The organism is Providencia sp. PROV200, assembly GCF_049901995.1.
GTDB lineage: Bacteria > Pseudomonadota > Gammaproteobacteria > Enterobacterales > Enterobacteriaceae > Providencia > Providencia rettgeri_E.
The window spans coordinates 152,338-166,468 of record NZ_CP096307.1 but is presented as its reverse complement, the minus strand read 5'-3'; the positions used below and the strand labels follow the sequence as shown (position 1 = coordinate 166,468).

Annotated in this window: 12 protein-coding genes and 1 pseudogene; 5 read left to right on the top strand and 8 right to left on the bottom strand. The window is 37.7% G+C overall.

Annotated elements, in window-relative coordinates; translation table 11 throughout:
* On the top strand, positions 1-447 hold the full coding sequence (locus M1E86_RS00745; RefSeq protein ID WP_213914433.1) for a YbaY family lipoprotein: 447 nt from the start codon (positions 1-3) through the stop codon (positions 445-447).
* Between the two features lie 102 nt (positions 448-549).
* Here M1E86_RS00745 and M1E86_RS00740 read toward each other — a convergent pair whose 3' ends face one another.
* A complete protein-coding gene (locus tag M1E86_RS00740; protein WP_213914432.1) occupies positions 550-1,011 on the bottom strand; it encodes a MarR family winged helix-turn-helix transcriptional regulator in 462 nt (153 codons plus the stop codon).
* Positions 1,012-1,119: 108 nt separating this feature from the next.
* On the opposite strand from M1E86_RS00740, the gene M1E86_RS00735 reads away from it, so the two are divergent.
* Positions 1,120-2,976 (top strand): FUSC family protein, encoded by a 1,857-nt coding sequence (locus M1E86_RS00735; protein ID WP_213914431.1) that lies wholly within the window; start codon positions 1,120-1,122, stop codon positions 2,974-2,976.
* Here the strand turns inward: M1E86_RS00735 and M1E86_RS00730 are convergent.
* From M1E86_RS00730 to M1E86_RS00720, 3 genes are all read right to left on the bottom strand, one after another.
* Positions 2,966-3,613, bottom strand: coding sequence for a hypothetical protein (locus M1E86_RS00730; protein WP_319862801.1), 648 nt, complete (start codon positions 3,611-3,613; stop codon positions 2,966-2,968). The two genes, M1E86_RS00735 and M1E86_RS00730, sit on opposite strands and share 11 nt — an antisense overlap.
* Positions 3,614-3,907: 294 nt before the next feature.
* Positions 3,908-4,480, bottom strand: a complete 573-nt coding sequence (locus M1E86_RS00725) for an MFS transporter (protein WP_319862800.1) — start codon at positions 4,478-4,480, stop codon at positions 3,908-3,910.
* A 1-nt stretch (position 4,481) separates the two neighbouring features.
* A complete protein-coding gene (locus tag M1E86_RS00720; protein WP_213914430.1) occupies positions 4,482-5,564 on the bottom strand; it encodes an HlyD family secretion protein in 1,083 nt (360 codons plus the stop codon).
* A 141-nt stretch (positions 5,565-5,705) separates the two neighbouring features.
* On the opposite strand from M1E86_RS00720, the gene M1E86_RS00715 reads away from it, so the two are divergent.
* On the top strand, positions 5,706-6,329 hold the full coding sequence (locus M1E86_RS00715; protein WP_213914429.1) for a TetR/AcrR family transcriptional regulator C-terminal domain-containing protein: 624 nt from the start codon (positions 5,706-5,708) through the stop codon (positions 6,327-6,329).
* A gap of 36 nt (positions 6,330-6,365) precedes the next feature.
* On the opposite strand, the gene norR is transcribed toward M1E86_RS00715, so the two are convergent.
* A complete protein-coding gene (gene norR, locus M1E86_RS00710; protein WP_125891831.1) occupies positions 6,366-7,880 on the bottom strand; it encodes a nitric oxide reductase transcriptional regulator NorR in 1,515 nt (504 codons plus the stop codon).
* A gap of 180 nt (positions 7,881-8,060) precedes the next feature.
* Between norR and norV the strand changes: the two are divergent.
* A pseudogene (gene norV, locus M1E86_RS00705) lies at positions 8,061-9,257 on the top strand (anaerobic nitric oxide reductase flavorubredoxin); the annotation flags it as partial.
* Positions 9,258-9,316: 59 nt separating this feature from the next.
* Positions 9,317-9,979, top strand: a complete 663-nt coding sequence (gene ytfE, locus M1E86_RS00700) for an iron-sulfur cluster repair protein YtfE (RefSeq protein ID WP_125891832.1) — start codon at positions 9,317-9,319, stop codon at positions 9,977-9,979.
* Between the two features lie 60 nt (positions 9,980-10,039).
* Here ytfE and M1E86_RS00695 read toward each other — a convergent pair whose 3' ends face one another.
* The 3 genes from M1E86_RS00695 to M1E86_RS00685 all read right to left on the bottom strand — a co-directional run bounded on the left by M1E86_RS00695 (position 10,040) and on the right by M1E86_RS00685 (position 13,906).
* On the bottom strand, positions 10,040-11,410 hold the full coding sequence (locus tag M1E86_RS00695; RefSeq protein WP_213914428.1) for a class-II fumarase/aspartase family protein: 1,371 nt from the start codon (positions 11,408-11,410) through the stop codon (positions 10,040-10,042).
* 14 nt (positions 11,411-11,424) lie between these two features.
* The gene (locus tag M1E86_RS00690) at positions 11,425-12,981 is read right to left on the bottom strand and encodes a PTS transporter subunit EIIC (RefSeq protein WP_125891834.1); all 1,557 of its coding nucleotides are present in this window, start codon (positions 12,979-12,981) and stop codon (positions 11,425-11,427) included.
* Positions 12,982-13,165: 184 nt separating this feature from the next.
* The gene (locus tag M1E86_RS00685) at positions 13,166-13,906 is read right to left on the bottom strand and encodes a MurR/RpiR family transcriptional regulator (protein WP_125891835.1); all 741 of its coding nucleotides are present in this window, start codon (positions 13,904-13,906) and stop codon (positions 13,166-13,168) included.
* Positions 13,907-14,131 lie beyond the last annotated feature (225 nt).

The following is a 14,131-nucleotide window of genomic DNA, read 5'->3' as shown; positions in this document are numbered from 1 at the left end:
ATGTTAAATATTAATCCTAACTTACCAAAAAAATGTTTTTTCCCATTATTTATACTTATTGTAACTTTCATGTTATCTGCTTGTAGTCATACTTTAATGAGTTACTTTACTCATACCCCCGCTTACCATATCAATGGTAATATTTATTCTCACTCTTATGATATTCCTGAGAATGCAACAGTAACATTATCGTTGACCTCAATCCAGCCAAACGAAAATAATGCAAAATCTAATTTGGATTACAGCTTTAAAACGCAAAACACAGGACGTAGTATAGAATTTGCGATCACCCTTCCTGAAGAGTTTCAGTCCAAAAGATATGCATTCGGAATAAGTGCAAGAATTGAAAAAGATGGTGAACTAATCATGATGAGTAATAAGCTAAGCCCGATCCCTGAGAATTTATCTGAAATCGTATTACTTCCGGTGTCCGCGATTCAACAATAACAACCTATATTTCACCCAATATCAATTAGAAGCATTCTCTACACTTAATGAGAAATAATATTTACCTATTTTCAAGCAAGCCATAACATTAGTCACCAAACATCACTCAGCTGGATCTTCTAATAAACGTGGAAAATCTGCTGCTGAGCTTTCAATGGCTCGCTTTGCCAAACTTTCTAACGCGTTAAATAACTGCTCAGCCTCTTGTTCTGGCAAGTCCGCAGCTAAATAATCATTCCACTTATTTAATTTACAATTTAACTCATTCACAATCGTTTTGCCGAGTGGTGTCAACGAAACATGATAAACCCGTTTATCCACTGCGCTATTCGTTTTAGCCACCCACCCCCTAGCTAAAAATTTGCTTACACCTCGAGTCGTCACGGATTTATCTACAACCATTGCTTTTGTGATCTGCTCTAAGGTCGATGCATCATACTGGTCAATATGTAAAATCATCAAACACTCAATAGCATTGATACCGTAAGGTTCCCCCATCCATTTCATATAATGGTGAGCTGCTCGGCTAATCACGCCAAATACGCGAGCCTGTTCTGTACGCATAATTCCTCTTTAGTTGATTTTATCAACCAATTAGTGAATAATCCCCCTAAGTTTAGTTGATTTTATCAACTAAACACCTTTTTAACACGCCAAATTTACTCATATTCTATGTCAAAAATAATAACTTTACTGAATTCCTTGGGATTTAACCCCGCACGCTTTCGTTTTGCTGCTATTACGGCCTGTGCATCAATTGCAGCACTGTTTATCGCTCAATATTTAGAGTTGGTGCATCCCCAATGGGCAGCGATGACCGTCTGGGCTTCAGCACAACCATGGCGCGAAAATTTACTGGAAAAAAGTTGGTGGCGTTTTGCAGGAACGGTTTTTGGTGTACTCGCTGGCGCCGTTTTAATTCAACTTCACCTTATTCACCCATTACTATTTATTATTGGGCTCGCGAGTTGGTTAGGTATGTGCAGTGGTATTGGCCAATTACAAAAGGGCTTTGTTGCTTATGGTACTTTTCTAGCAGGTTACTCCGCTGTGATGGTGAGTATGTTGAGCGTTCACATTACTGATAATTTATTTATGGTCGCTTGGGATCGGCTATGGACGATTTTGGTTGGCGTACTCTCAGCCGTGATTTTCAATTTCCTTTTTACGCCTAAGCGTGAACAAGATAATGTCATCACCCTTAAAAATCAAATTGATACGCTATTTTTCCAAATATTACATGACTCACTCGAGAAAAAGCGCCCAATTAAACAATACGAGATCGACCATCTTTGGCAAACCATGGCAAGCTATGAAGAAATTTTAGAAACTCACCGTATTGGTTGGCATTATCATCGTAAGCAAGTCGCCAAAGCGCGTCAAACACTTATGTTCCAAAGCCAAATACTGTTACACTTGGATAAATACCAATCTATAGCCCCTTTTTATTTTCCTGCGAAAGCGCCAACGAATACCCAATGGAAACATATTCTATCATTGTGCCCCACTGGAGTGCTTAAAACACTATTAATCCCCCTTTACTACGCTATTTTAGGTAAATCAACGAAAAACATTGAAAAAGTGGATAAACTGAAGCTACATCAAGATAGAATTTCAGCGTGGCATGCTTTTGCTCGCTCCTTTATGGCTATCGCTGTAGTTGGTTTATTGTGGTTATGGACGCAATGGCAGGTATTGGCTTATCTTACTCTTGGTCTTTCGGTAATGTTGGCTCTATTCGCCTCCCTCGATTACCCCGCTAAGTTCATGAAAAATATTTTCACAGGCCAATTATTAGGGGCTATTACCGCGTTAATCTGCACATGGTACTTATGGCCCTTTGCCTCTTCATCATGGCAGATGACCTTTTTCATTATTCCAGTGATTATTAGTGGTGTTATCATTTTTTCCCACAACCGCCTAATTTTAATTGCTTTTGATTACATTATGGTCTCTTTAATTTTACTTCAACCTAGCTATCCTTTTTCGCTTTCACTCCCTCAAAGCATAGGTAATGCCATTGCAATAGTTTCTGGCCCATTAGTTGCAATGGCTGCTTTCGCGTGGATTTATCCAACCAACCCAACCAAGCGCTATCAACAATTAATTTACCTCTCTGAGCAGCAATTTAAACAGGGAATAACGGCTTTAATTCAAGGAAATAAACCTTCCACCACCCAATTTATGCACCGTTTATTTAGTGCGTTATTGCTAGCCCAAAAAGCAAATCTCCCTCATCCACCTATATTCGATTTTTTTATAACTCGGCAAAGTATTTGGTTGTACCTCCTTATTTTGCACAAACAATTTGCACACCACACATCAAAGAAAAGAGCCCTTATTGCGCTTGAAAAACGTATTCAACAAAACCGCGTTGAACCAAAGAAAATCTCTATATTATTTCGTTACTTACAACATAATGAAGAAATGAATGAGGAAATTGAACAACTCAAAAAATATGTAAAACACTATATGAAAGGGAACAGTGCTAATAATATGGTAAATATTTATTCCAACATTATGCTTTAGATGGCACGATATTATTAAGTGGCGCAGGCTTTAGAAATAAGATGAGCACAAGCACGACAATGACAATAACGAATGTCAGATTAAAGCCATTAATAAACGCGCCAATATGAGCTTCTCGAGTCACTAATGACAATATATCAATATTTGTTGTACCGGAGCGAAAATTATCCTCAGTAGTTTCGATTAATGCACGCTTTGCATCAAAGGAATCATCAAATTTAATTCGCAAATACGTATTCATTAGTGCTCCTGCTAGAGCAGGCATCAATACTCGCGCAATCGAAACATAAGCGCCTAAATGTAATGCGAATTGTGGTTGCATATTCACAACAAATGACGAAATCAAACCAATTAACACTAAACATTCGCCAACTGACTGTATCGTCATTAGGGGAATAAACTCATCAATACCCCATTGATAATCCACCTGCATTCCCAGTATACAGCTGCACCCAATGAAAACCACGCCAACGGTCATCAATAATCGTGCATCAATACGTTTGGCAAGCCAGACTGCCACTGGGCTAAACAATAAATAGACAATGAATGCGATGTTGGTGATTTCACCAATTTGATATGGTTTTAGACCACCAATAGAGGATAAAAATGATGGAATAAACAAGGAATTAGCTAGCATTAAAAAGCCATATAAACATGCAATAATAAAGCAAATACATAAATTTCGATTTGTTAACCAACGAGGATGTGCAAAAGTGTTATCAAAAGATAAGGCTCGTATAATGAAAATTATAAATAAAACAATACTGCTAACAAGACAAGAAATAATAAATCCAGAATCATCCCAACCTAAACTCTCCCCCTGAACAACGCCAATATATAGTAATAATAAACTGGAAATTTTAAGTATCATTCCTCCCCAGTCTGTTTGAGCGTAAAGAATGTGATTAATTCCACTTAACGGTAATCCTTTTCATGCCAATATAAAAATAAATACAGTAAAAAATGCACATCCCCAATATAGCCATTGCCATCCAATAACTTCAATAAATTGTCCTGACACTCCAACCCCAGCATCCATTCCCAGGGAAACTCTTAGACTATAAGCCGCCATGACAATTAACCACATACTCGGTTGTAAATTCCTTAGCGCTAAAGAAATTGTCATAGGCAAATAAACCCCTAGATTGAACCCAATAATACTATGTACCACCAATAATTCGACTAACCCATAGTCCCCTGCAATAACAGGAAAACTGCAAAAAATACCAAATAGGATAGCACTCGTCGTCATGAGTATTCTTTCTGCGCCAAATACCACCATAAACCAAGGGGTCAATGTCATACTTGCTAATTGTGCTGCATTTAAAGCGATATTTATCCAAGTACCTTCTTGTACATCAAGTGCAAACACACCTCTGATATCAGCTAATGACAGAGAAAACATACGAATAAACAATGTCGATAAAATAGCACCTAAAAAAACAGAAACCACAGCTAGTGAGGGCCTTATTTCCTTTGTTTCTTGAAATAAGTTAGCAAACATCTTATTCCCCTTTTTTGCCCATACTCTGTGTATCGATATTTACAACCACAGACATCCCAGGACGTAAACGTGATAAGCTATTCTGCTCAGATAAAAAACTAATATAAACAGGGATACGCTGAACAACTTTAGTGAAATTTCCACTACTATTATCTGCAGGAATTAACGCTGATTCCCCACTACTTTGTGCCCCAATATCGCGAACAACTCCTTTAAATACAAAATCAGGAAAAGCATCAACGGTGATAGAAACGGCTTGCCCTGCATAAACGTTTTTAAGCTGAGTTTCTTTTAAGTTAGCAATAATATAAGGCGTTTTATTGGGAGTCACAGTGACGACTTCCGTTCCTGAAATAACAAGACTACCAATATTTAGTTTAATTTTATTGAGTTGACCATCAAATGGAGCCGTAATAGTTGCATAGGAAACTTGAGTCTCAGCTTGTTTTAAATTTGCCAAGGTCACATCCCGTTCTGCAATTCTTATTTTTTCTTGCTGATTTAATATATGTCGCGACTGCTTTGCTTGCTCCCACTGTGCCTTTGCCGCTTGCTCTAACTTAATTAACCGCTGTAAATCTGAATTAGCATCTAAATAATTTTGTTGAGTGATCGCCCCACTATTAATTAATGATTTTCGTAGTAATGGGCTTCGTTTCATTTGCTCCACTTCAATCGATGCAGCTTGATAACGGTTCAGTAACATTTCAACAGTAAGATCTTGCTCTTTAATTTCATTTGCTAAATTACTTAATTGCTGTTGGGCTTTTTGGTAGTTAGCTTGCGCTATCTGCAGGTTGAAACGCTCTTCCTGGTTATTAATTTCTGCAATGACATCACCACGTTGAACAAACTGATAATCATCAACTAAGATACGAGAGACATAACCCGTCATACGTGACTTTAATATGGCTGAGTCCGCTTTAATATACGCATTATTTGATTCTTGATAACGTCGGTTTCCTTGCCATTGTCCCCAATTCAAGGTCGTCAACAAAATTAAACAACCAATGCATAACACACTAAGCCAAGGTGTAAGAAAAATTACCTTTTGTGAAAAAGTTTTCACTTCTTTTGTTGTCATTGGATTAACCTCAATACCACTCAATAACCATATTAAATATTTTTGACACAACAAATAACACCAGTAATCTAACATCGTTAGGTTTATAAAGTATGTTAAACTAACATTGTTAGATAATAAAGTATCAAATGAGAATTATTAATGAGAAATCCTAAAATCACACGTTTACAAGTACTTGAAGCCGCATTAATGTTACTTAATACGGAAGGTATAGAAGGTTTAACCATGCGGAAGCTTGCTGATGCGCTAAATGTTAAGGCTGCATCATTATATTGGCATTTTAGTAATAAGCAGGCTTTACTCGAAGGGATGGCCGACCATATGGTGGCCATGGTCGCCGTGGATTTTCAATATAACAGTTATTGGGTAACCAATCTCATTGAAATCACGTCGCAACTACGAAGTGCATTATTGCAGCACCGAGACGGAGCTCGTGTTTTTGCTGGAACATACGTTATTTCTGACAATGTACTACGTATTAATAATGCTTTGATAAAAACTTTTATGCAGGCAGAACTCCCTGTAGAAAAAGCAGCGAGTTGCACTATGACCGTATTTTATTTTATTTTAGGCTGTTGTATAGAACAACAAACATCCACCTTTTCAGCAGACAGTAATTTAATCAATAAAGAGTCTGAATTTACACAGTTATCTAAAGATAAATACCCCTATACATGGCAGGCTAAAGAAGTATTGTTTGCTGACAACTACGATATAAAATTTATTGATGGCCTACAGCTCATTATTAAGGGATTGGAGAATTAAGACTCTAAGGGCAACGATTACGATGCCCTTAGTACTTTATTTCAAGCCTAGTCGTTTAGCTAACCGATGTAAATTAGCAATATCTAAAGATAATTCCCTAGCACATGCAGACCAATTATGGTGTTTTTTTTCCAGTACCTGTGTAATAAGCGTACGCTGAAAGTTATCCGTTGCTTCACGTAAGTTTTGAGTAAGTGATATGACTTCTTGTGGTGTTTCCGTTAACTCATATTCATTATTACCAAAAATAAAATATTGAGGCTGTAAGATAATGTCCCCCGTATCACTGGAAGCACGAGCAAGAACAATGGCACGATGAATCGCATGCTCTAATTCACGCACATTGCCTGGCCATGAATAATTAAGTAAATAACGCTGTAAAGATGTATTCAGTACTACACTGGATAAGCCAAAACGCTGACGATATTGCTCACAAAAATACCCTGCTAATAAAATAATATCGTCTCCGCGCTCCTTTAATGGAGGAACAAATAGAGGAAATACGCTTAAACGATGAAATAAATCGGCTCTAAACCGACCTTCTAACACTTCTTCGCGTAGATCACGGTTAGTTGCCGCTAACACACGGACATTAACACGTAAACTACGGTCATCACCGACTCGTTGAATATCACCATATTGCAATACTCGCAGTAATTTTGCCTGCAATGCTAATGAAAGCTCTCCGATTTCATCTAAAAATAAGGTGCCATTATCCGCCATTTCAAATTTACCACTGCGGTGGCTAATTGCCCCAGTAAACGCACCTTTAACATGACCAAATAATTCACTTTCTGCCACACTCTCAGGTAATGCGGCACAGTTTAAATAAATAAGAGGATGTTTAGCTCGAAGAGATTTTTCATGGATAGATTTAACAACTAACTCTTTTCCTGTTCCCGTTTCTCCGCCAACCAGAACATTTAATTCTGACCCTGCAACAATATCAATTTCCTTTTTTAATTGCTGCATACAAAGGGATAAGCCAATAATTTCAGTTTCACCTGCAGGTTTAAATAGTACGGTGTTATTCGGCAATATATTTTGGTTTTCAAGCTGCTCAATAAGCAATGCATTATTTAATGCACCTGCGGCTAATGCGGCAATTAATCTAAGTGATTCATCACTAAATGCATCAAATTGATCAGGCTCCATGCCATCTAATGTTAATGCGCCGATAAGATTTTGCCCCGCATATAAGGGTAAGCCGACGCAAGCATGAACTTTTAAGTGCTGATGATGAGGAATTAACCCATCATATGGGTCAGGAAGCTGACTATCCGCTGGAAAACGCACGACATCACCGGCTCTTGCAATGGCCTCTAGCCGAGGGTGCCCAGCCAAAGAGAATCGGCGACCTAAAACATCAGCCATTAATCCGTCTATTGCTAAAGGAATAAATTGACCAGATTCATAACGTAATAACGCACAAGCATCACACCCCAATGATTGCCTTAGCGTGGTAATCAAACGCTGAAAACGGTCTGCATGCCCCATACCATCTTGTAATTCTATTGCAATCTTTGCTAATGCCTCAACAGAAAAACCCATGATCCATTCCCCATAGTCAATTTGACAATCATTATAGTCATAATGACTATGACCAATATAGTCATTATGACCACAATCTAAAAAAAATATTTTAATTCATTTATAAATCAACGTATTAAATATTGGCATGAATGTTGATTATGTCTTCTTATACTTTGAAAAATATAGGACAAAATTAATATGACGATTCATGTAAAAAATAACATTCATTGGGTGGGCCAACGTGATTGGGAAGTCCGTGATTTTCATGGAACCGAGTACAAAACGTTAAAGGGAAGTAGCTATAATAGTTATTTAATCCGCGAAGAAAAAAATGTCCTCATTGATACTGTCGATCATAAATTTAGCCGTGAGTTTGTTGAAAATTTACGCTCACAAATTGATTTAAATGACATTGACTACATCGTCATTAACCATGCAGAAGAAGATCACGCGGGCGCGTTAACTGAATTAATGCGCTTTATTCCGAATACCCCAATCTATTGCACCGCCAATGCTATTGATTCAATAAATGGTCACCATCACCACCCTGAATGGAATTTCAAAATCGTTAAAACAGGGGATACACTCGATATAGGTAACAATAAGCAATTAATTTTCATTGAAACACCAATGCTACACTGGCCTGATAGCATGATGACTTATCTTTCTGAAGATGCAGTACTTTTCAGCAATGATGCTTTCGGGCAGCACTATTGTGATGAGCGGTTATTTAATGATGAAGTCGACCAAAATGAGTTATTTGAACAATGCCAACGCTACTACGCGAATATTCTTACGCCGTTTAGCCGCTTAGTAACGCCAAAAATAAATGAAATATTAGGCTTTAACCTACCTGTCGATATGATAGCGACGTCTCATGGCGTAGTATGGCGTGATAATCCAAATCAAATCATTGAATTATATTTGAAATGGGCAGCAGATTATCAAGAGGATCGCATTACTATTTTCTACGATACCATGTCAAATAATACCCGCTTAATGGCGGATGCAATCGCTCAAGGCATTAATGAAGCTGATCCTAATGTCGCTGTCAAAATATTTAACGTTGCACGCAGTGATAAAAACGACATTATTACCCATCTTTTTCGCTCCAAGGCAGCCTTAGTCGGTACTTCAACCATGAATAATGTCATGATGCCCAAAATTGCAGGTATGCTGGAAGAAATTACTGGTTTACGTTTTTTAAATAAAAAAGCAGCGGCTTTTGGTAGTTTTGGCTGGAATGGTGGTGCTGTTGACCGTGTTCAAACACGTTTAATGGATGCCGGTTTTGATACTGCATTATCTTTAAAAGCAAAATGGAAGCCTGATTCAAAAACATTAGATGACTGCCGTGAATATGGGCGCAATATTGCTCGTCAATGGGCGCTATCTGCATAAATTTATTTAGAAAAGAGCATCAGAATTTTATGATTTTTTAGAGGATACCTCATATGCAATTTAGAGATAAAACACTTGGACAGCTCGCATTATCCATTCCCAGAGCTTCCTCTCTATTCCGCCAATATAATATGGATTACTGTTGTGGTGGCAAACAAACACTCAGCCGCAGCGCAGAAAAATTAAATTTGGATATTGGCCTATTAGAAAGCCAATTACTTGAGTTATCGACAGAAACCTTAGAGAAAGATTGGCGAGAAGCTCCACTCAGTGACATTATTGATTTCATTATTGTGCGCTACCATGATAGGCACAGAGAGCAATTACCTGAACTTATTCTACAAGCACAAAAGGTTGAACGAGTTCATGCAAACAAGCCAACCGTACCAGCAGGGCTATCAAAATACTTAGAAGCATTACTAGAAGAGTTGACTAGCCATATGATGAAAGAAGAACGTGTTTTATTTCCTATGATAAAAAACGGAATGGGCAAAAACGCAGCCGGCCCAATCAGCGTTATGGAACAAGAACATGACGATGCGGGTGATATCTTAGAGGCCATTAAAGGTATTACCAATAATGTTACACCACCACCAGAAGCCTGTACCACCTGGCGTGTATTGTATAATGGTATCAATGAACTGATTGATGATTTAATGAATCATATTAACCTAGAAAATAATTTATTATTCCCAAGAGCACTCGCGGGTGAATAAATTAGCAAGGGCCTATCTATATAATAGATAGGCCCTTATTTTTAATCCTGCTAAAAATATCTATTTATATTGTTGTTTAATTTCTTGTGCCGTAACTCGCCCACGTTTTGCTTCTTTTTCTGCAATTTCAACGGATAACCCGATATAAGACCTCGGGTCAAGCATGGCTTTAATTTCTTCATCACTAAATGCCGCTGATATCACACTATTTTTGGTTAAATTTGTATAGAAATCTTCCCCATCCGCCGCCGTTTTAATGGCTTCTTCATACAGGAGAGAGTGCGCTTTATCTTTACCTAATTTTTCCGCCATCTTCATCATGACATACTCGGTATTATCTAACCCTTTGTTTCGCAATACATTATGAAGCATTCTCTCTTCATGTGGCACAATCGTCCTCGAAAGCTCCTCGGTTCTTAATAAGATTTCCGTGGTCAATTCCAAAGCTTCTTCGATTAACCCATCAAATAACATATAAGAACTACTATCGCCCTCATAAGGTCTTACCGCAGAATACATCCCCACGCTTGGTAAGGAATAAAGTTTCTGCGAGTTGGCAATAATTCCCTTGGCTAATTTCGGGTTAATTTTATGTGGCATGGTGCTACTGCCCACGGTTCCTTTGGTAAACCCTTCAGAAACCTCTGCAATTTCTTCTAACGTCGTGCTATAAACTTCTTCACCAATTTTATGACAAATGTTCGCCATTAACGCTAAATTTGCCATATATTCAAGTTTATGTGTGCTCAAGTTTCTGGATGGTACTTCCATGGCTTCCATACCCACCAGTTCAGCGACACGTTTTTGTACTGCCATACCAACACCAGGCATTGAGTTAAATGCACCAACTGCCCCCCCCATCATGATAGTGAAAACGCGTTTTTCACACTCTTTCATGCGTTGATAGCAATCAATAAAATCGCTGATCCACACCGAAACTTTATAGCCGTAGGTGATAGGGATGGCATGACGTCCATGCGTTCTTCCCGGCATCACCATATGTTTGGTTCTTTCGGCCAAATCTGCCAAGTTTTCGATGATTTCACCCAGTAACAACATAAATTTATGGTGTACCGTTTTCATCATATAGAGCTGTGAACTTTGCTGTATATTTTGCGTGGTAATTCCATAATGGATATATTTACCGCTTTCTTCAGAACACGCATTCACTAACACTTTTAAGAAAGGTACAAAGCCATGGCCTATTTTTTGGTAGATACGGCTCATTTCTTCAAAATCGATATTTTCGATTACAGCCTTTTCTTTAATTTCATCTGCCGCTGACTGGGGAATAAACCCGAGTTCCGCTTGAGCTTGGGCCAACATGGATTCAAACATTAACCAAGTGGAATATTTTGCTTCATCAGACAATAAGTCTTTAATTCCACGGTCATCAATTGTTTTACTTTTAGAATCGTATAATGCTCTCATTTCGTATCCCTTCTTTATTTCTTCATTGCGTCATCAACAGCATTGCGAACAAATTCAACCTTTGGCCCATACACAACATGGACGTGGTTTGCCGATGGAAAGAAGAATGCGGTACATCCTGATTCCAACATTAAATCTTTATCAATTTGGTTCACTTCTCCGACATCAATACGCATACGGGTAATACAGTTATCTACGTTTCGAATATTTTGTTTTCCACCTAACGCTTGGATTAAAATTTCTGCGATTTCCCCATAACGTTTTTCTTTAATTAAGGTATTTTTAAGATTACTCGATTCTTCACGGCCCGGAGTTTTTATATCAAACTTAATAATTGCCCAGTAAAAAATAAAGTAAGTGACGACGGCTAAACAGCTACCGATAATAACCAAGAAGATCCAGTTAGTGTTTTCGTACAGTAGGCCAAAAATAGTGAAATCAAATACCGTTCCACGAATATAACCAATACCAACTTCCGCCAAAGAAAGCAGTACCGCACCGATACCGACAATAATGGCGTAAATTAAATACAGTAATGGCGCGATAAATACGAAGGTAAATTCGAGTGGCTCCGTAACGTTACCAAGCATGGCAGTTAATACCATCGTGACAAGCATGGATTTCACTTCTGCACGGTTTTCTTTCTTCGATGTTTTATAAATAGCGAGAGCAATCGCGGGGAATAAGAATAATGTGACCAACATTTGTTGCTGCGCCATAAAGCGAGTCAAACTTGGCATCATCGCCCAATATTCACTATCCGGGCCTTGGTTAAATAGCACTTCTGTTAGCGCGGGGACAACACCAACAAAGGTTTGGCCATCAATAACATAAGTACCACCTGCTTCAGTAAATCTAAATAAAACGTTCCAAACATGGTGTAAACCAAATGGAATAAATAAACGTTCACCACCTGCGGTAAAAAATGGCCCCACTGGACTTAAAAATACAGAGGAGAGTTTCATTAATCCTTGAACTAATACTTCCCAAATAAACGGTAATAACGCCCCCACCCCGATCATCAATCCTATCATGATAATAGAAACGGATTTTTTACCTGAAAAGAAAGCAAATGCGGTAGGTAATTCAAGGTTATAAAACTTATCGGTCGCCCAAGCGGCAATCAAACCGGTAATAATCCCCCCGGCGGCGCTGATGTTTAAGGTTTGTATACCAAGAACTTTAATTTGTCCCACTTGACCCATCATTGCAGGATCTGCAAGTTTACCGGTAAGCACTAGCCAAATATTCATGGTGATGATCAGCGATAAATAACCGACAACTGACGCGAAGACAGCAATCCCCTTATCTCGATGGCTCATACCATAAGCAACCCCCATTGCAAACAGCAAGGGAATATTATCAAAAATGACACCTGCAATTGAACGAATGCTAACAAGTAATGCGTTAACCGTTTCATTACCGAGAAATGGAAAACGTGCAATCATATAAGTTTGCACTAACGCACCACTGATCCCCAATATCATCCCAATTGGTGCTAATACACCGATCGGAAGGAGTAATGTTCTCCCAAAGCGTTGAATTGATTCACCAAACTTTCTTCTGGCCATACTATTTCCTTATGACTTCTATTATTAGAATTAAGGGCATACTAGCTTGGGGGTTTTATAAAAGAAATGATGTCGCGGTTTTAAAAATTATCTTAGGTCAGAAATTATGACCCAAGTCATTTCTTATAGCGCATTAATGAATGAATCTAACCATAAAAAATAGATGGGATAATAAAACGGTAAGTTAAAGTAGATTTTCTAATTCATTGATAAGTAAATCAACCAGTATAAAAAATCCGATTCTGGATTTTGTATCATCCCGTTTGGTATCAAAATCATCAGCAAAACAAAACAGCGTATTATCTGTATAACTGGTTAATTCATTGGTATTAAACGCAGTCATACTAATGATATTTGCCCCTTTCAACTGTACGATTTTGGCTGTTTCAATGATTTTTTTAGTGCCGCCAGACAGCGAGATAAAAATGACAGTGTCATCTTTGCTAACGAGTCGTGTGAAGGAATCAGATAAATTGTAGTCATTAATAAAAAAACAATGCAAGCCTAATGCAAATAACAAATGTTCAAGATAATAACCAACCGCTTTACTTGTCCCTCTTGCCACAATAAAAATATTCCTCGATTTATGCAATATTTTAGCGCAATCATTAATTTGAGCTTCATTAATTAATGTAAAACTTTTATTAATGTTTTTTTCGAGCTGTTTTTTATACGATGAGGGAATTGTTTTTTCGGTTTTATTTTTCGTTAAAATATAATTATTAATCTGAAATTTAAGCTCTTTAAAGCCACTAAAGCCTAGTTTTTGAGATAAGTTAATGATCACTGTTTTAGACACGAAGGTTTTAGCGACAAGCTCATTAATATTTAAGTAGGGGATATCCGTAATATTATCGGTCAGGTATTTTAAAACTTTTTTTTCGCTAATCGTTAAATTATCGTAGTTTTTTAAAAAATCTAACATATCCCCTCCAATGAACTTACCCAGCCTATAAGTGATTATTTTTTATGATAATAAAGTTAACAAAGGCATTCAATTGGTTGATTATACGTCAGATTACTATTTTTCGCTGAGTTTAAGAGGAAATTTGTGAAATACTAATGGTACCTATCACGAAAGGTGATTTTGATATAGAGAAAATCACTGCCATTAGCATCATTCATCGATACAATACTCAATGGCAGCTTA

What these genes read in the sequence shown, in the direction of transcription:
- M1E86_RS00730 (WP_319862801.1), bottom strand. Translation starts at nt 3,613, where the DNA reads ATGCTAGCTAATTCCTTGTTTATTCCATCATTTTTATCCTCTATTGGT.
- M1E86_RS00740 (WP_213914432.1), bottom strand. Translation starts at nt 1,011, where the DNA reads ATGCGTACAGAACAGGCTCGCGTATTTGGCGTGATTAGCCGAGCAGCT.
- M1E86_RS00690 (WP_125891834.1), bottom strand. Translation starts at nt 12,981, where the DNA reads ATGGCCAGAAGAAAGTTTGGTGAATCAATTCAACGCTTTGGGAGAACA.
- M1E86_RS00720 (WP_213914430.1), bottom strand. Translation starts at nt 5,564, where the DNA reads ATGACAACAAAAGAAGTGAAAACTTTTTCACAAAAGGTAATTTTTCTT.
- M1E86_RS00685 (WP_125891835.1), bottom strand. Translation starts at nt 13,906, where the DNA reads ATGTTAGATTTTTTAAAAAACTACGATAATTTAACGATTAGCGAAAAA.
- M1E86_RS00715 (WP_213914429.1), top strand. Translation starts at nt 5,706, where the DNA reads ATGAGAAATCCTAAAATCACACGTTTACAAGTACTTGAAGCCGCATTA.
- ytfE (WP_125891832.1), top strand. Translation starts at nt 9,317, where the DNA reads ATGCAATTTAGAGATAAAACACTTGGACAGCTCGCATTATCCATTCCC.
- norR (WP_125891831.1), bottom strand. Translation starts at nt 7,880, where the DNA reads ATGGGTTTTTCTGTTGAGGCATTAGCAAAGATTGCAATAGAATTACAA.
- M1E86_RS00725 (WP_319862800.1), bottom strand. Translation starts at nt 4,480, where the DNA reads ATGTTTGCTAACTTATTTCAAGAAACAAAGGAAATAAGGCCCTCACTA.
- M1E86_RS00745 (WP_213914433.1), top strand. Translation starts at nt 1, where the DNA reads ATGTTAAATATTAATCCTAACTTACCAAAAAAATGTTTTTTCCCATTA.
- M1E86_RS00695 (WP_213914428.1), bottom strand. Translation starts at nt 11,410, where the DNA reads ATGAGAGCATTATACGATTCTAAAAGTAAAACAATTGATGACCGTGGA.
- M1E86_RS00735 (WP_213914431.1), top strand. Translation starts at nt 1,120, where the DNA reads ATGTCAAAAATAATAACTTTACTGAATTCCTTGGGATTTAACCCCGCA.